The organism is Photorhabdus asymbiotica (genome assembly GCF_003634575.1).
Classification (GTDB): Bacteria; Pseudomonadota; Gammaproteobacteria; order Enterobacterales; family Enterobacteriaceae; genus Photorhabdus; species Photorhabdus asymbiotica.
Genome location: NZ_RBLJ01000004.1, coordinates 145,128 through 161,360, shown reverse-complemented (window position 1 = coordinate 161,360; position 16,233 = coordinate 145,128). Strand labels below are relative to the sequence as shown.

The following is a 16,233-nucleotide window of genomic DNA, read 5'->3' as shown; positions in this document are numbered from 1 at the left end:
TGTTATTTTTTGATTATCACTATGCATTTGATTATTACATATCTAACTCTTTAGGGGAAATATATTATTGGCAACATTTTAATAGCATCAATAATTATATAACACAGATAAACTTTTAATATAGATTACAATTACCAATTATCTTATATTTCTTCGGCGGACAATTTATTGCTCCGCATTTCTAAGTAATAAAAATTTATTTTTTCAACTACATTAAATTATAGGATTAATACAATGAACTATGCACATCCTTCTTCAAACGGTGAAGTGGCAACAGAAACTAAAACCGAAACTACTCAGGCTCCTAATTACTATTTCGCAGTCGGTACAGTAAGTTCAGTCCAAGCTGCACCTGATCAAAACCAATTGCAGATTACTGTTACTATGCAATTCCCTAACGGCAAATTTAACTATCTCTTATGGTGGAATGCTCAGGACTACAGAGGTGCAGCTCTGTATCATCTTCTTCTGAACGCTTGTAGTAATAACAAACGTGTAAATATAACTTCTTCATCAGCAGTTTCTCCTGGTGGATACAATTATATCTACAACGCAACTCTGTTGGCTTCTTAAGATAATAAATAGCTACGTCAAATACAGTATTGTTACAATATATACCCAATAGATTTCGAGTTGCAGCGCGGCGGCAAGTGAACGAATCCCCAGGAGCATAGATAACTATGTGACTGGGGTGAGTGAAAGCAGCCAACAAAGCAGCAACTTGAAGGATGAAGGGTATAAATTTGGCATAGTATTTCCTTGGTAGAATGAGGCTGATGTTTATTACAAGCTAAAAGACAATTTCTATCAGACACTATTCTCTCCAGGCAGAACTGTAATATCATAGTTCTGCCTGTTTTGACAGAATCTTTCCAAATTCAATACCATAAACAATACCTTATTTTCAATAATAAAAATCTTTATTGCATAAATTCATATGTAATTAAATAAATATCCATTTAAATAAAAACACCAAAAGTAATAGAAAAACCAATTGCAATATATTTATATAAAACATACTTAATAACCTAAAAACAATATAATAAAATAATTAAATCAGTTCTATTTACAACTCTTAGACATTAACTCCTTATGAATTGACCTTCTATTAAACATTACCTATAAAATGGTAAAAAAATCCAATCCAGGCCCATTTTCTTGACAAATATCAATAACGCTTACTACTATTTTTAATGTTTTTAAATGTCTATTTTATTCCACCCATCAATCTTTATAATAATAGGTGATTAAATGTCAGAAAAAAATCGATGTATTGAAAAACCATCCTCAGGTTACGCTACAGATCATTTTTATGATGGAGCATGGCACCGAGCCGTCAAATTCGTTGAGGGAAATGTTGAATTTTTTGATATTTACGATTTAATTTTTGAGGGAATTACTTATCAATCCCCCCCTGTATTACCTTCAGAAAATATGATTATCGTTCCCATAGCAAAAGACGAAATCTCCTGGAACAGTAAAATAGAAATATATGGTGCCGTCGGCATCGGGGAAAGTGAGAAAATTTTTACTGATGGTGATGCTGTACGACCTTATGCCGGTGAATTTGACCTCTCAAATCCTCAAGAACCATTTATCATTTTCGGAGGAGGCAATGTCAACCGTTTTTCCAATTATGTAGCAAACATCAATGGGATTGAGTATGAGAGCTTGATTATAGACCCACAGAAAAATTCAATATCATTATTACGCCCCCTTAAAGCTGGGAAACTTATCGTATTTGGTAAAACTGAAACAGGTAAAAATGTCATTGTTTTTGAAAAAGAAACTGAAGGTGAAAATAAACCGCTTAACGGCTGGGTAGAATTCCACGACGTAGCAACCTGTATTCTATTCAGAAGTGGTGATTTGACAGGATTCGCGACTAGTTATGAATTCAGGTACGAAGGGACATCAACCCGAGCTTATCAAGGTTTATCGCCTACGCATATTCGATATGAGAATATCGGCCACCATGTTAACACTGAAGTCGAATTATGGGCTTATTGGGAAGATCAGCCTAATGGCGTTCTGTTATTCAAAGGTCGGTATCATGGCTCTTCTGTAAAAAGTAGTGGACATTGTTCTCTGGACAGAAAAAGATAGCACAAGGCGAGCGCGGCAAAAATGCCGCGCACCAGACCAGAAGCCTTACCTTTCCACATAAAATTACGTTAAATCAATCAAAAATTGCATTAAACCAACTGCTAACTTTCATGACGATAAAATCCCAAATACGGCTGAAAAAACCACCTTCTTCAACAGTTTCTTTAACAACTAAGGGGCGATGTCCAATAACTTTATCCCCCAATTGAAAATTAATCACACCTACAACCTGATTTTTTGCCAAAGGTGCTTCTAATGGTGTCTGATTCAGCGTGTAACTGGCTTTCAAGTTTTTCAGTTGACCTCGGGGAATAGTGATTGCTGCATCTTTTTCCACCCCAAGAACAACATCTGAGCGATCACCATACCAAACTTTTTCTGAAACAAATGATTCACTGGCTTTAATTGGTGTCACCGTTTCATAAAAACGGAATCCCCATGAAAGTAATTTTTCGCTCTCTGCGAAACGAACCCGATCACTTGGCGCACCCAGCACAACAGAAATAAGTCTCATTGGTCCTTCTGTCGCTGAAGCAACCAGATTATAACCAGCACCACTGGTATATCCTGTTTTCACCCCATCCACATTGATACTTTTATTCCATAGCAACCGATTACGATTAGGCTGTTGGATTTTATTGAAAGTGAACGCCTTCTCTTTATGAAGAACATACTCATCAGGAACATCACGGATCATCGCCTGGCTTAATACCGCCATATCACGGGCAGTACTGAATTGCCCTTCAGCATCCAATCCATGAACCGTTTGAAAATGGGTGTTAGTCAACCCAAGTGATTTTACATAATTATTCATCAGACTAACAAACGTATCCTGACTACCTGCCACATAATCAGCTAAAGCAATGCTAGCATCATTACCGGACTGAATAACAATGCCACGATTCAGGTCAATCACTTTTACCTGGTCACCCGGCTTCAGAAACATCAGAGAAGAGCCTTTCAATACCGGATTACCCGTTGCCCAAGCATCCTTTCCCACGGTAACAACATCTTCCGGTGTGATTTTTCCTGCTTTTATCGCTTGACCAATCACATAGCTGGTCATGATTTTTGTCAGACTTGCTGGATCAAGCCGTTCATCAGGATTATTGGAAGCCAGAATTTTACCGCTGTCATAATCCATCAACACATAAGCTTTAGCATCCACCGAAGGAACCAGCGGTTCATCCGATGCATAAGCATGAGTATTTGCGACTAATATCACCGCCAGTACAGCAGTAACACATTTCACCGTCATAGCCAGATTTTTCTTCATTAACGTTCCTCCCTTCTGCTTGCAAGAACAATGTCAAATTTCTATTAATATATACCCAATAGATTTCAAGTTGCAGCGCGGCGACAAGTGAACACATCCCCAAGAGCATAGATAACTCTGTGATTGGGGTAAGTGAAAACAGCCAACAAAGCAGCAATTTGAAGGATGAAAGGTATATGATGTTGTACGATAAGAACCCCCTTTAACAGTGTAAATATTGTTCTTACCATCAGTTTTAATTTAAACTGATGATAAATGGTAGATAACAATAAATAACTGCCTAATATTCCCATTCAAGGAGAAACCAATGCTGACCGTTTGGGGCCGTAAAAACTCTTCTAATGTAAAAAAAGTACTCTGGTGCCTAAAAGAGCTTAATGTACCGTACAACCAGATAGATATTGGCAGTAAATTTGGCAAGCTGGATGATCCACAATATCTGAAAATGAATCCAAATAAACAAATTCCCTGTTTACAAGAAGGTGATTTTATTCTGTGGGAATCTAACGCGATCGTCCGCTATCTGGCGGCGAAATTTGGTGAGAATATTCTTTATCCGCAAAACTTACAAGAGAGAGCAAATGCAGATAAATGGATGGATTGGGTCGGTTCACATTTATTTCCTCATATCAAACAACTAATGATCGGTTTTATTCGCACACCTGAAGCAGAGCGGAATCAAAAACAAATAGAACAAACACTCACTGAAATCGAAAAACTGATGGAAATAGTAGATAACACTTTAGCAGAACAAGAATATCTTTCTGGCGATAAGTTTGGCATGGCTGATATTGCATTAGGGCCGATGATTTATCCTTGGTTTAATGCCCATATCAAACGCCCATCTCTGCCAAATATTGAACGCTGGTATCACCTGATGACAGAAAGACCAGCGTTCAGAGAAATTGTCATGATTGAGTTAAGTTAATAAAAATCAACTCATTGGCATCCATCTTGGATCGGGATATTGATATTTAAATCCTAGCTCCTTACAAATACGGCTACCATCAACAATCTTACTCTCCACCTGAGTTTCTTCCCTGGCAAATTCAGGTGGAATTAAATTAAGCTGACCACTGACCTTAGGATAAAATTCCGCTTTGGTTGGATGAATAGGCGCACATAAATTATAAATATGCCCGCCTCTTGGCCTTTGAAGTAATAAATTAATCGCTGAAATAACATCATCCTGATGAACCAAATTTACAGGCTGATCACCACCTTTAACTTCTTTCTTCCCTGCCAAAAAACGCCCAGCATGACGACCACTTCCCACCAACCCCGACAAACGCAGAATATCAACGGAAATATTTGGCAATTTATGCAACCAGTTTTCCAATTCAACCAATGCCTGAGCTGATAGTGTTTCAGGGCAAAAAGGAGCATCTTCATTGAGTTTACCGGCAACAAGTCCATAAACAGAAGTGGAACTGGTGAAAATAACCCTCGGCACAGAGTATGACAAGGCTGTATCAACAATTAACTGAACCGCCTTGACATAGTTATAACTGCCACCAGCAGTACGACTTGCCGGTAAAGTGATAATCAGCACATCAGCTGTCATCAGTTGTTCCAAATCATCAGAAGCACAATTAATCTGAGGTTCCAGTTGTAACAGATAACATTCAATACCACACATACGTGCTGCTTCTACGCCATCTGGCGTTGTTTTACTACCAACAACCTGCATACCGTTACAACTCAATGCCTTGGCTAATGGCATCCCCAACCAACCCAGACCGATAATGGAAACTTTTTTCATCACCACTCCTTCATATGCCTGATATTGCCTTGATTATGCTAACAATATAAACATTAAGCTACTGTTATTATTGATCCTGTATTTTTCTCATGGAAAACAATATCTCAAGTAAAAACAAGATATTATTAAAATATAAATTTCTTTTAAAAAAATAGATTGCTTTTAACCTGCCAAATCGTATAGGTTGAATAGCAAGCAAAAAATTTAACCCATGCTGGCCAACCGCAAAACAGCCGGCAACAAACAGTAACTAATAGAAATACATAACAGTTAATAAAATTAATAGAAAAGAGAAGCCATTATGATCCGCATTCAGTTCAACCATCATCACCATCATCCTGATTAGTCTTTCAGGCTGTTGTGTACTGGAAGACGTTTAGCGGGTCTTCCGGTGGCATGAATGCGATAAAAACCCTCGGAAGAATCCTTCCGAGGGTTTTTTTATGTTTCCAATTTTCAATGGGGATAAAAATGTTAGATAAATCACGTTTACGTATAGCAATGCAAAAATCTGGCCGGTTGAGTGAAGATTCCCGTGAGTTGTTATCTCGCTGTGGTATTAAAATCAATCTGCAACAACAGCGCCTAATTGCATTCTCAGAAAATATGCCAATCGATATCCTACGGGTACGTGATGATGACATTCCAGGGTTGGTCATGGACGGCGTCGTTGATCTGGGCATTATTGGTGAAAACGTCCTGGAAGAAGAATTATTAAATCGTCGTGCTCAGGGAGAAGATCCACAATATTTCACTTTACGCCGTCTCGATTTCGGCACTTGTCGTCTTTCACTGGCTACCCCACTGGATCACAACTATACCGGTGTCGAATGTCTGCAAGATACTCGTATCGCCACTTCTTATCCTCACCTGTTAAAACGTTATCTCGACCAGAAAAAAATCCGCTTTAAATCTTGTCTGCTAAATGGCTCAGTAGAAGTAGCACCTCGTGCCGGATTAGCAGATGCCATCTGTGATCTCGTTTCAACGGGGGCAACACTGGAAGCAAATGGTCTGAGGGAAGTGGAAGTTATCTACCGTTCAAAAGCCTGTCTTATTCAACGTGATGGCGAAATGCCCGCCGAGAAACAGCAATTGATTAATAAACTGATGACTCGCATTCAAGGGGTCATTCAGGCCCGTGAATCCAAATACATTATGTTGCACGCACCCAGTGAGAAACTCGAAGAGGTGATTTCTCTGCTACCCGGAGCAGAACATCCAACGATTCTACCGCTGGCTGGTGATCAGAACCGCATTGCCATGCACATGGTGAGCAGTGAAACGCTGTTCTGGGAAACGATGGAGAAACTTAAATCCCTTGGCGCAAGTTCCATTTTGGTTCTGCCAATTGAAAAAATGATGGAGTAAATAAAGATGATTACTCGTTTCAAGACCCCAATTCGTTGGCAGGAATATAATGGTAAACAACAACAAGCTTTACTGACACGCCCTGCTGTTGTTGCTTCTGAAGAAATTTCCCACACAGTGGAACAGATTCTAGACGCGGTAAAAGAACGTGGCGATGACACCCTGCGAGAACTTAGTCTACATTTCGACAAAACCGTTATTGAAAACATCCGTATTTCACCAGAAGAAATAGCAGCCGCTGATAACCGCCTCAATAACGATATTAAACAAGCGATGCAGCAAGCAATGCATAATATCCGCACTTTCCATGAAGCTCAGAAACCGGTAAAAATTGAAGTAGAAACTCAGCCAGGAGTTTATTGCCAGCAAGTAACACGGCCTATCGATTCTGTCGGGTTGTATATTCCCGGAGGTTCAGCACCATTACCGTCTACAGTTTTAATGCTCGGAACGCCTGCCAAAATAGCAGGTTGCCGCAAAATTGTGCTTTGTTCTCCGCCCCCTATTGCAGATGAAATTCTCTATGCTGCCAAATTATGCGGAATTACAGAAATATTCCAGATTGGCGGTGCCCAGGCCATTGCAGCTATGGCGTTCGGAACAGAATCCGTACCTAAAATAGATAAAGTTTTCGGCCCTGGTAATGCTTATGTTACTGAAGCTAAAAGCCAAATTAGTCAACGAATAGATGGTGCTGCTATTGATATGCCAGCAGGCCCGTCAGAAGTGCTTATTATTGCCGATAAGGATGCAAATCCAGTATTTGCTGCCGCCGATTTACTTTCACAAGCAGAACATGGCCCAGATTCACAAGTCATATTGATAACGCCTGATGAAAAATTAGCCAAAGCAGTTATAAAGGAAATCGAAAAACAACTATCCCAGCTCCCCCGTAATCTGATAGCGGTTAAGGCATTAGAACATAGCCGGATTATCGTGACAGAAAGCCTGCAACAATGTGTGGAAATCAGTAACTTCTATGGCCCTGAGCACCTGATTATTCAGACTCGTCAGCCAGAACAACTGGTTGAAAAAATCACCAATGCGGGGTCTGTTTTCCTCGGTGACTGGTCGCCAGAATCTGCGGGAGATTACGCTTCAGGAACCAACCACGTCTTGCCAACCTATGGCTACACCTCAACTTATTCTAGCCTTGGTCTGGCTGATTTCCTGAAACGTATGACTATTCAGCAACTGACTCCGAAAGGGCTATTAAATCTATCTCAGACCATCGAAACACTGGCACAGGCAGAACAACTCACCGCTCACAAAAACGCAGTGACTTTACGTGTAGCTGCTCTGAATATTGCAGACAAGGAGTGAACATGGATAATATTTTTGATGTCAATCTATTAGCACGGGAAAAAGTCCGCAAATTAATACCTTATATGTCTGCCCGCCGCCTTGGCGGTAATGGCGATGTTTGGTTGAATGCCAACGAATATCCACTGGCCCCTGATTTCCAGTTCACAGAACAAACATTAAACCGCTATCCTGACTGCCAGCCGGTATCTGTCATCCACCACTATGCTGCCTATGCAGGTTTACAACCTGAACAAGTACTTGCCTGTCGTGGTGCCGATGAATCCATTGAACTCCTGATCCGCGTCTTTTGTGAACCTGGACAAGATGCTGTTTTGTTCTGCCCTCCAACTTATGGTATGTACAGTGTCAGCGCTGAAGCTTTTGGTGTCGAACAAAAGAAAATTGCCACTCAGGAAAATTGGCAACTGGATATCAAAGAAATTGAAAATAACCTCGACCGAGTAAAACTAATCTACATTTGTAGCCCTAATAACCCAACAGGGAATCCCATTAATCCGGCTTCACTGCGCAAAATTTTGGAACTAACCACCAACCGCGCAATCGTCGCGATTGATGAAGCCTATATTGAATTCTGCCCGGAAAATAGTATCGCAAGCTGGCTAAAAAACTATCCGAATTTAGTGATTTTGCGAACCCTCTCGAAAGCTTTTGCTTTGGCTGGTTTGCGCTGTGGATTTACTCTCGCCTCTGTGGATATCATCGCCCTGTTATTAAAAGTCATTGCGCCTTATCCGCTTTCTACTCCTGTTGCACATATTGCAGCACAAGCACTGACAGCAGAAGGTATCGCCATTATGAAAAAACGGGTTATTGAAATTAAGGAGAACCGTGACTACTTGCAACAGGCCCTGAATAAATTGGCAATCGTTGAAAAGATATGCCCCAGTGAAACCAATTACATACTCGTGAAATTCTATGATGCTGAGACAGTTTTCAGAACATTATGGCATAAGGGGATTATCCTGCGTGACCAACGCAAACAGCCTGGTTTGGATGGTTGCCTGCGGATCACTATAGGCACTCGTAAAGAGTGTGAACAGGTGGTTGAAGCCATTAGCGCCCTTTCCACTAAAAACAAACAACCAAAGGAAATAGAAAGCTGATGAACCAGAAACTACTTTTTATTGACCGCGATGGCACACTGATTACTGAACCACCAACAGATTTTCAAGTTGATCGCCTGGACAAATTAGCACTGGAAGCTAACGTTATTCCCGCATTGCTTGCCCTGCAAAAATCAGGTTTCAAGCTGATTATGATCACCAATCAGGATGGCCTTGGTACAGAAAGCTTTCCATTGGCAGGGTTTGAACCCCCACACAACCTGATGATGCAAATTTTTAACTCTCAAGGGATCAATTTCGATGAAGTTTTAATCTGCCCTCACAAACCCGCAGACAACTGCAATTGCCGTAAGCCAAAAACAAAACTGGTTGAAAAATATCTGGCAGAGGGTTTGATGGATACGGCTAACAGTTATGTCATTGGTGATCGGGAAACCGATCTGCAACTAGCTGAAAATATGGGTATTCAGGGGTTGCACTATCAGCCGGAAAATCTTAGTTGGTCAGCCATAAGCGAACAACTGACTTGTCAAGATCGCCATGCTCACATTCAACGTGTCACCAAAGAAACATCCATCGACATTGAAGTTTGGCTAGATCGCGAAGGTGGCAGCAAAATCAATACTGGTGTTGGTTTTTTTGATCATATGCTGGATCAGATTGCAACCCATGGCGGTTTCCGTATGAACATTCAGGTTAGAGGCGATCTCTGTATTGATGATCATCACACCGTTGAGGACACCGGACTAGCACTCGGAGAAGCGTTAAAACTAGCTTTGGGAGATAAACGAGGCATCTCCCGTTTTGGTTTTGTATTACCAATGGATGAATGCCTTGCTCACTGCGCTCTCGATATCTCCGGTCGCCCACATCTTGAATATAAAGCTGAATTTAAATATCAACGAGTCGGTGATCTGAGTACTGAAATGATCGAGCACTTCTTCCGCTCACTCTCTTATACCATGGCCTGCACACTGCACTTGAAAACAAAAGGCAATAATGATCACCACAGAGCAGAAAGCCTGTTTAAAGTCTTTGGCCGGACATTACGTCAGGCAATTCGGATAGAAGGCGATACACTGCCAAGTTCCAAAGGGGTTTTGTGATGAAAGTCGTCATTCTTGACACTGGCTGCGCCAACTTATCATCTGTGGCTTATGCCATCCGCAGATTAGGTTATGAACCAGAAATCAGCCGAGAAACAGCAACGATCCTGGCAGCAGATAAATTACTTTTACCCGGCGTTGGTACTGCCGGGGCAGCAATGGATCAACTAGAGCAACGGGAACTTATACCGTTGATTAAAGTACTGAACCAACCTGTGTTAGGTATTTGCCTTGGAATGCAGTTATTCGCTACCACCAGCGAAGAAAGCAATAATGTAACGATGCTTGAACTTATTGATTCACCCGTCAAAAAGATGGCTACCGATCGGCTTCCGTTACCACATATGGGCTGGAATCAGGTATTACCCAAAGCGGGACATCCGCTATTTCGGGGCATTGGAGACTATGCCTACTTTTACTTTGTTCATAGTTACGCGATTCCAGTCAATGCACACACCATTGCTCAAACCGAATACAGCAATACTTTCAGTAGCGCAATCGCCAAAGACAATTTCTTTGGTGTGCAATTTCACCCTGAACGTTCGGGCACCGCTGGAGCCAAGTTATTAAAGAACTTTTTGGAGATGTAAACGCAATGATTATACCGGCATTAGATTTGATTGATGGCAAAGTAGTTCGGTTACATCAGGGAGATTATTGTCAACAACGGGACTATGGAGATGATCCCCTGTCCTCTTTTCAACAATATGAACAACAAGGAGCAAAATTGCTCCATCTGGTCGATCTGACGGGCGCTAAAGAACCGTCAGCTCGTCAAATTCCTTTACTCGGTAAGTTACTTTCAGCTGTTTCTATTCCTGTTCAGGTCGGTGGCGGCATTCGTACAGAAGAAGATATAAAAGCACTACTTGATGCCGGCGCTAAACGGGTTGTTATCGGTTCCACCGCAATAAAACAGCCCGCATTGGTTACCCAATGGTTTCAACATTATGGTTCAGAAACCATTGTGCTGGCACTGGATGTTCGCATCGATGATGCAGGTATGAAGCAAGTCGCTATCAATGGCTGGCAAGAAAATTCAGCAGTCACTTTGGAACAAGTTATTGAACAATATCTACCTTTTGGATTGAAACATGTACTCTGTACCGACATTTCCCGCGATGGTACCTTGAATGGCCCAAACATTGCATTATATCGAGAAATTTACCAACGCTATCCACAGATTGCATTTCAGGCTTCCGGTGGTATTGGAACATTAAATGATATCGCATCTCTACCTACCAGCGGTGTAGCCGGAGCTATTATTGGCCGTGCATTACTTGATGGAAAATTTACACTGACGGAGGCAATCCAATGCTGGCAAAGCGCATAATTCCTTGTCTCGACGTCCGTGATGGACAAGTAGTTAAAGGTGTTCAATTCCGTAATCACGAAATCATCGGCGATATTGTTCCTCTCGCTCAGCGCTATATGAAAGAAGGCGCAGACGAATTAGTTTTCTACGACATCACCGCCTCATCGGATGGACGAGTGGTAGATAAAAGTTGGGTATCCAGAGTTGCAGAAGTAATTGATATTCCTTTCTGCGTTGCTGGTGGTATTAAGACTATCGAAGATGCAGGACAAATTCTCTCATTTGGTGCAGATAAAATCTCCATCAACTCCCCTGCACTTACTGATCCAACTTTGATTACACGCTTAGCAGATCGCTACGGCGTTCAATGCATAGTCGTCGGGATTGATACTTGGTTTGATGAAACTACTGGCTGCTATCAGGTGTATCAATTCACTGGCGATGAGAAACGTACAACAGCCACTCAATGGCAAACTTTTGATTGGGTAAAAGAAGTACAACGCTGTGGTGCAGGTGAAATCGTGTTAAATATGATGAATCAAGATGGTGTACGCAATGGCTACGATCTGGCTCAGCTAAAACAAGTACGCGACATCTGCCATGTTCCTCTCATCGCCTCTGGCGGTGCAGGAGCACCAGAACACTTCCTTGACGCCTTTAAACAAACAAATGTCGATGGTGCACTAGCCGCATCGGTATTCCACAAACACATTATTAATATTAGTGAATTAAAACAGTACCTTTCACAACAAGGCGTGGAGATAAGAACTTGCTAACCACACAAAAAATCGAAAAACTGGATTGGGAAAAAGTCTCCTACATGATGCCGGTTATCGTGCAACATGCTGTATCCGGGGATGTCCTAATGATGGGCTATATGAATAAAGAAGCACTGGATGTCACTATCAGTTCAGGCAAAATCACTTTCTTTTCCCGCAGTAAACAACGTCTGTGGACCAAAGGTGAAAGCTCCGGCCATTTTCTTAATTTGGTCAACATCTATCCTGATTGTGACAATGACGCTCTGTTAGCACTCGCTGATCCAATCGGTCCTACCTGCCATTTTGGTACACACAGTTGCTTCTCTCCGGCACAAACCGACTCGGGTTTTCTCTTTCAACTTGAGAAATTGCTAGCTAGCCGTAAAACAGCCGACCCAAACAACTCATACACGGCAAAGTTATATGCCAGCGGCACTAAACGAATCGCGCAGAAAGTCGGTGAAGAAGGTGTAGAAACTGCTCTGGCAGCTACGGTTAATAACAAGGAAGAACTAACGAATGAAGCAGCTGACCTGATGTACCACTTGATGGTTCTGCTGCAAGATCAAGATCTGGATCTCAGTTGTATTATTCGCCGATTAAAGGAAAGATAAGCCAGAAGCCAAGCAGAACCGGTAACTTTGCTCCAGATGGGAACGCGAGGTCAGATATTAGGACAGCAGAGAAACTGACCCAGTTATCCACAAATACTCTGGGTCAGTTTGACGATCTGTAGATAATTACGTCCTATGAAATGAAGATTTACAGATCACATGGCAGCTTTGAAAATGGCAACGATTTCTTCGTGGGTAGCCTGAGCGGGGTTAGTCAAACAACATATATCTTTCAAGGCATTATTTGCCAACATTGGCAAATCTTCCAATTTGACATTCAACTCCGCCAAACCAGCCGGAATGCCAATATCTTTTAGCAATTTACGAATTTCATCAATACACGCTGCCGCCCCTTGCTGATCATCCATGGCTCTTACATCTACCCCCATTGCCGCAGCAATATCTTTCAAGCGACCAGCAGATACTTTGGCATTAAATTCCTGAACATGTGGCAATAAAACCGCATTACATATACCGTGTGGTAAATCATAGAAACCACCCAATTGATGAGACATGGCATGAACATATCCCAGTAATGCACTATTAAACGCCATACCCGCCAAAAATTGGGCATAGGCCATGTTTTTACGCGCTTCGAGATTACTTCCATCTGCTACTGCTTGACGTAAGGATTGGCTGATCATAGTGATCGCTTTCAATGCACAAGCATCCGTTATTGGATTGGACTCTTTAGAGAGATAAGCTTCAACCGCATGGGTCATTGCATCCATTCCCGTCGCGGCAGTTAAACTTTTCGGCATTCCTACCATCAATTCTGGATCATTCACAGACAAAACAGGTGTTATATTTTTATCAGCGATAACCATTTTAATATGGTGCTCAGCATCAGTAATGACAGAGAAACGTGTCATTTCTGACGCAGTACCCGCAGTAGTATTAATGGCAATTAACGGCAAGTGTGGTTTAGATGAACGATCAATACCGACATAATCCCGAATATCTCCGCCATTAGCTGCTAGCAATACAATGGCTTTTGCACAATCATGCGGTGAACCACCACCTAATGAAATAACGCAATCACTATTATTCTGACGCAATATAGCCAGACCTTCAGAAACGTTAACCGTCGTCGGATTAGGGTTTGTACCATCGTAAATCGCACTTTCGATACCCGCATTAGCCAGCAAAGATTGAATTTTTGCTACTATTCCAAGTTCATTTAAAATACGGTCAGTCACAATCAATGCTTGCTTGTAACCATAACCTTTCATCGAATTTACCGCTTCAACCAGACAGCCCTCTCCAATCATATTTACTAATGGCATAAAAAATTTAGTCGTCATCATTGGCAATTCCTTAATATTAAATAGTTCTAATATGTAAATATATAAAAAAAACACAAAACTAAAAATTCACCTCATAGGACTATAAATATTTTTCTTGAAGCAAATATAAATAATAGCTCTATTTAAACCATATATCTCAAAAAACTATAAATATGTATTTCAGTAAGATCAGATGATATCCATTCAGATACATATCTTATAATCTTTTTATTTGGTAATATGTCTGGATGAAAATATAATTAATACAATAATTATGAAAACTCATAGATCAATTCATTACATTATTACTTAGGAGTTTATTTTGTCCTCTAACGAAATATTTAGCAATCTAACTACATTACTGGATGAGAATCACGCCTGTTATAGAGTCATTGAACATCCAACCGCAGGACGCTCTGAAGAAGTTGCAAAAATCCGTGGCACACATCTTGGACAAGGAGCAAAAGGACTGGTTTGCCATGTCAAAGGAAAAGGGTTCCGTCAATATGTGCTCGCTGTCCTTCCTGCGGATCAACAAGCTGATCTCGCTTTACTGGCAAAACAGATTGGAGGTACTCGTGCATCACTGGCAAGCCCCAAAGAAGTCTCTGAACTGACCCAATGTGTATTTGGCGCCATTCCACCGTTCAGTTTCCATCCGGATCTGAAACTGGTTGCTGATCCTTTACTGTTTGAACGTTTTGATGAACTGGCTTTTAATGCGGGAAGCCTTGAATGCTCGGTGATTCTCAACACCAAAGATTATCTCAGGATTGCACAACCTAAACTGGTGAATTTTCGTCAGGTAGAATAAACATTATTGAAAAAAGTTAAAATAGTAATAGACAGGGAACAAAGACATCATAAATTAATTCCATTTCTAACTTGAAATAAATACATGATCATCTAACTCAATTAATCAAAAGCTAATGAAATAGCCTATAAAAATAGGCTATTTGAGATATTATCCTAAGTATATACTCAATAGATTTCGAGTTGCAGCGTGGCGGCAAGTGAACGCATCCCCAGGAGCATAGATAACTATGTGACTGGGGTAAGTGAAAGCAGCCAACAAAGCAGCAGCTTGAAAGATGAAGAGTATATTCATTTAAAATGTTAACTATCCTACTTCCCTGTAAATTTATATCATGAGGTAGGGTAAATATATTATTACAAACACGTTATATACACGTTAAATGCATAGATATAGTTATCAAATACTACGAATATCTAATTATTCAATATTTATCCATATATTCAAAAGCATCAATTACATTTCGGAATAATTTTCCATTCGAAGAAAAGTGTTTTTTGATAATAATTCTCAATTACGTTAATCTCGGCGATTTTATTTTAAATATCGGCACGAAATGATTTATCAATTATATTAATGTTATATTGCCAATAATTTAATATATCTGCTCGTTATATTTTATTAATACAAAATTCTCATAATCATTGTATTCTAAAACCGCTTTCAGAAAGAAAGATTATACTTTTTTAAAATAAAATTTAAGGAACAGAAAAATATGACACATAAGCTAGTGACAGGTGCAACTTTCTTCGATAGAAAATATTTTCTGGGCGAGGCGCATCATTATCCAGAAAACGATAGCATTATTCCACTTCCCTATGATCTCAATGATAGATTTCGTTCAGTAAGAATCGGAACACTATCAAAAGTTTACGCATGGCGTCACCTTAGCGATTGGGAACCTGGTCAACGCTATCGTGAATGGGAATTTGATCACCCAGATATTGATAGAGAAATTAAAGGATTATCTAAGTTTAAAGTAGCATCAAAAGATACATGCCTGGTTGCATTAAGAGTCATTGACGATACCTACTCAGGCATAAAATTCTCCATGTACACGAATACCCATTGCGTAGGTCCGGTTGAAACGACAACTGATGATGATTATGCACTTGTTGGCATACTCCCATTTAATACAGAATTAGTCACTGCCATCGCAATAAGAAATACCAGTACTGGAGTATATATTAATAACGGCTCATTCTATTTTTATCGTGATTCAAATGGTGTTGTTACTATTGATGAGAAAGCTAATTTCCCTAAAAATCTGAGAATAGTCAATGTAGGTAATAATCGCTTTGACATTCATATTATTAGCACCGAGTATTCTAACTAATCCGGGCATAATATAACGATAATTAACCATCGTTTTCAGACAGGCTACGTTCTGAAAATTTAAGCTGCACCGTTGCGGCATAGTATCAAGAACCGC

At 40.5% G+C, this 16,233-nt stretch carries 16 protein-coding genes and 1 other annotated feature; of the genes, 13 read left to right on the top strand and 3 right to left on the bottom strand.

Annotated features, from left to right (window positions below; all coding sequences use genetic code 11):
• Positions 1–234: 234 nt before the first annotated feature.
• Together BDD30_RS16590 and BDD30_RS16585 are read left to right on the top strand one after the other, a co-directional pair.
• On the top strand, positions 235–573 hold the full coding sequence (locus BDD30_RS16590; protein ID WP_015834997.1) for a hypothetical protein: 339 nt from the start codon (positions 235–237) through the stop codon (positions 571–573).
• A 678-nt stretch (positions 574–1,251) separates the two neighbouring features.
• A complete protein-coding gene (locus tag BDD30_RS16585) occupies positions 1,252–2,106 on the top strand; it encodes a hypothetical protein (RefSeq protein WP_015834998.1) in 855 nt (284 codons plus the stop codon).
• Positions 2,107–2,179: 73 nt separating this feature from the next.
• Here the strand turns inward: BDD30_RS16585 and BDD30_RS16580 are convergent, their stop codons facing one another.
• A complete protein-coding gene (locus BDD30_RS16580; protein ID WP_015834999.1) occupies positions 2,180–3,382 on the bottom strand; it encodes a serine hydrolase in 1,203 nt (400 codons plus the stop codon).
• A gap of 307 nt (positions 3,383–3,689) precedes the next feature.
• Between BDD30_RS16580 and BDD30_RS16570 the strand changes: the two genes are divergently transcribed.
• Entirely contained in the window at positions 3,690–4,310 is a 621-nt protein-coding gene (locus tag BDD30_RS16570; RefSeq protein ID WP_015835000.1) for a glutathione S-transferase family protein, read from the top strand.
• Between the two features lie 6 nt (positions 4,311–4,316).
• Here the strand turns inward: BDD30_RS16570 and BDD30_RS16565 are convergent, their stop codons facing one another.
• The gene (locus BDD30_RS16565; RefSeq protein ID WP_015835001.1) at positions 4,317–5,144 is read right to left on the bottom strand and encodes an SDR family oxidoreductase; all 828 of its coding nucleotides are present in this window, start codon (positions 5,142–5,144) and stop codon (positions 4,317–4,319) included.
• A gap of 321 nt (positions 5,145–5,465) precedes the next feature.
• Positions 5,466–5,589: a sequence feature (His leader region), on the top strand.
• A gap of 26 nt (positions 5,590–5,615) precedes the next feature.
• On the opposite strand from BDD30_RS16565, the gene hisG reads away from it, so the two are divergent.
• The 8 genes from hisG to hisIE are packed head-to-tail and all read left to right on the top strand — an operon-like array spanning position 5,616 to position 12,701.
• Positions 5,616–6,515 (top strand): ATP phosphoribosyltransferase, encoded by a 900-nt coding sequence (gene hisG / locus BDD30_RS16560; RefSeq protein ID WP_041382112.1) that lies wholly within the window; start codon positions 5,616–5,618, stop codon positions 6,513–6,515.
• Between the two features lie 6 nt (positions 6,516–6,521).
• Positions 6,522–7,838 carry a histidinol dehydrogenase gene (gene hisD, locus BDD30_RS16555; protein WP_015835003.1) on the top strand — a complete coding sequence of 439 codons (1,317 nt, stop codon included), beginning with the start codon at positions 6,522–6,524 and terminating at the stop codon, positions 7,836–7,838.
• A gap of 2 nt (positions 7,839–7,840) precedes the next feature.
• On the top strand, positions 7,841–8,944 hold the full coding sequence (gene hisC / locus BDD30_RS16550; protein ID WP_041382114.1) for a histidinol-phosphate transaminase: 1,104 nt from the start codon (positions 7,841–7,843) through the stop codon (positions 8,942–8,944).
• Positions 8,944–10,011 (top strand): bifunctional histidinol-phosphatase/imidazoleglycerol-phosphate dehydratase HisB, encoded by a 1,068-nt coding sequence (gene hisB, locus BDD30_RS16545; RefSeq protein ID WP_015835005.1) that lies wholly within the window; start codon positions 8,944–8,946, stop codon positions 10,009–10,011. Before hisC ends, hisB begins: the two co-directional genes overlap by 1 nt.
• Positions 10,011–10,601 carry an imidazole glycerol phosphate synthase subunit HisH gene (gene hisH, locus BDD30_RS16540; protein ID WP_041382116.1) on the top strand — a complete coding sequence of 197 codons (591 nt, stop codon included), beginning with the start codon at positions 10,011–10,013 and terminating at the stop codon, positions 10,599–10,601. Before hisB ends, hisH begins: the two co-directional genes overlap by 1 nt.
• Before the next feature lie 5 nt (positions 10,602–10,606).
• Positions 10,607–11,344 (top strand): 1-(5-phosphoribosyl)-5-[(5-phosphoribosylamino)methylideneamino]imidazole-4-carboxamide isomerase, encoded by a 738-nt coding sequence (gene hisA / locus BDD30_RS16535; protein ID WP_015835007.1) that lies wholly within the window; start codon positions 10,607–10,609, stop codon positions 11,342–11,344.
• Positions 11,326–12,102, top strand: coding sequence for an imidazole glycerol phosphate synthase subunit HisF (gene hisF, locus BDD30_RS16530; RefSeq protein ID WP_015835008.1), 777 nt, complete (start codon positions 11,326–11,328; stop codon positions 12,100–12,102). Before hisA ends, hisF begins: the two co-directional genes overlap by 19 nt.
• Entirely contained in the window at positions 12,096–12,701 is a 606-nt protein-coding gene (gene hisIE / locus BDD30_RS16525; protein WP_015835009.1) for a bifunctional phosphoribosyl-AMP cyclohydrolase/phosphoribosyl-ATP diphosphatase HisIE, read from the top strand. Before hisF ends, hisIE begins: the two co-directional genes overlap by 7 nt.
• A gap of 155 nt (positions 12,702–12,856) precedes the next feature.
• Here hisIE and yiaY read toward each other — a convergent pair whose 3' ends face one another.
• Complete coding sequence (yiaY, locus tag BDD30_RS16520; RefSeq protein WP_041382118.1) at positions 12,857–14,008, bottom strand: L-threonine dehydrogenase; 1,152 nt, start codon at positions 14,006–14,008, stop codon at positions 12,857–12,859.
• A 301-nt stretch (positions 14,009–14,309) separates the two neighbouring features.
• On the opposite strand from yiaY, the gene BDD30_RS16515 reads away from it, so the two are divergent.
• Positions 14,310–14,801: a YbaK/prolyl-tRNA synthetase associated domain-containing protein gene (locus tag BDD30_RS16515; protein WP_015835011.1), complete on the top strand. Its 492-nt coding sequence runs from the start codon at positions 14,310–14,312 to the stop codon at positions 14,799–14,801.
• 715 nt (positions 14,802–15,516) lie between these two features.
• Positions 15,517–16,137, top strand: a complete 621-nt coding sequence (locus BDD30_RS16510; protein ID WP_015835012.1) for a beta/gamma crystallin domain-containing protein — start codon at positions 15,517–15,519, stop codon at positions 16,135–16,137.
• Positions 16,138–16,233 lie beyond the last annotated feature (96 nt).

Coding starts and splice junctions, on each gene's coding strand:
- BDD30_RS16590 (WP_015834997.1), top strand. CDS start 235: ATGAACTATGCACATCCTTCTTCAAACGGTGAAGTGGCAACAGAAACT.
- BDD30_RS16585 (WP_015834998.1), top strand. CDS start 1,252: ATGTCAGAAAAAAATCGATGTATTGAAAAACCATCCTCAGGTTACGCT.
- BDD30_RS16580 (WP_015834999.1), bottom strand. CDS start 3,382: ATGAAGAAAAATCTGGCTATGACGGTGAAATGTGTTACTGCTGTACTG.
- BDD30_RS16570 (WP_015835000.1), top strand. CDS start 3,690: ATGCTGACCGTTTGGGGCCGTAAAAACTCTTCTAATGTAAAAAAAGTA.
- BDD30_RS16565 (WP_015835001.1), bottom strand. CDS start 5,144: ATGAAAAAAGTTTCCATTATCGGTCTGGGTTGGTTGGGGATGCCATTA.
- hisG (WP_041382112.1), top strand. CDS start 5,616: ATGTTAGATAAATCACGTTTACGTATAGCAATGCAAAAATCTGGCCGG.
- hisD (WP_015835003.1), top strand. CDS start 6,522: ATGATTACTCGTTTCAAGACCCCAATTCGTTGGCAGGAATATAATGGT.
- hisC (WP_041382114.1), top strand. CDS start 7,841: ATGGATAATATTTTTGATGTCAATCTATTAGCACGGGAAAAAGTCCGC.
- hisB (WP_015835005.1), top strand. CDS start 8,944: ATGAACCAGAAACTACTTTTTATTGACCGCGATGGCACACTGATTACT.
- hisH (WP_041382116.1), top strand. CDS start 10,011: ATGAAAGTCGTCATTCTTGACACTGGCTGCGCCAACTTATCATCTGTG.
- hisA (WP_015835007.1), top strand. CDS start 10,607: ATGATTATACCGGCATTAGATTTGATTGATGGCAAAGTAGTTCGGTTA.
- hisF (WP_015835008.1), top strand. CDS start 11,326: ATGCTGGCAAAGCGCATAATTCCTTGTCTCGACGTCCGTGATGGACAA.
- yiaY (WP_041382118.1), bottom strand. CDS start 14,008: ATGATGACGACTAAATTTTTTATGCCATTAGTAAATATGATTGGAGAG.
- BDD30_RS16510 (WP_015835012.1), top strand. CDS start 15,517: ATGACACATAAGCTAGTGACAGGTGCAACTTTCTTCGATAGAAAATAT.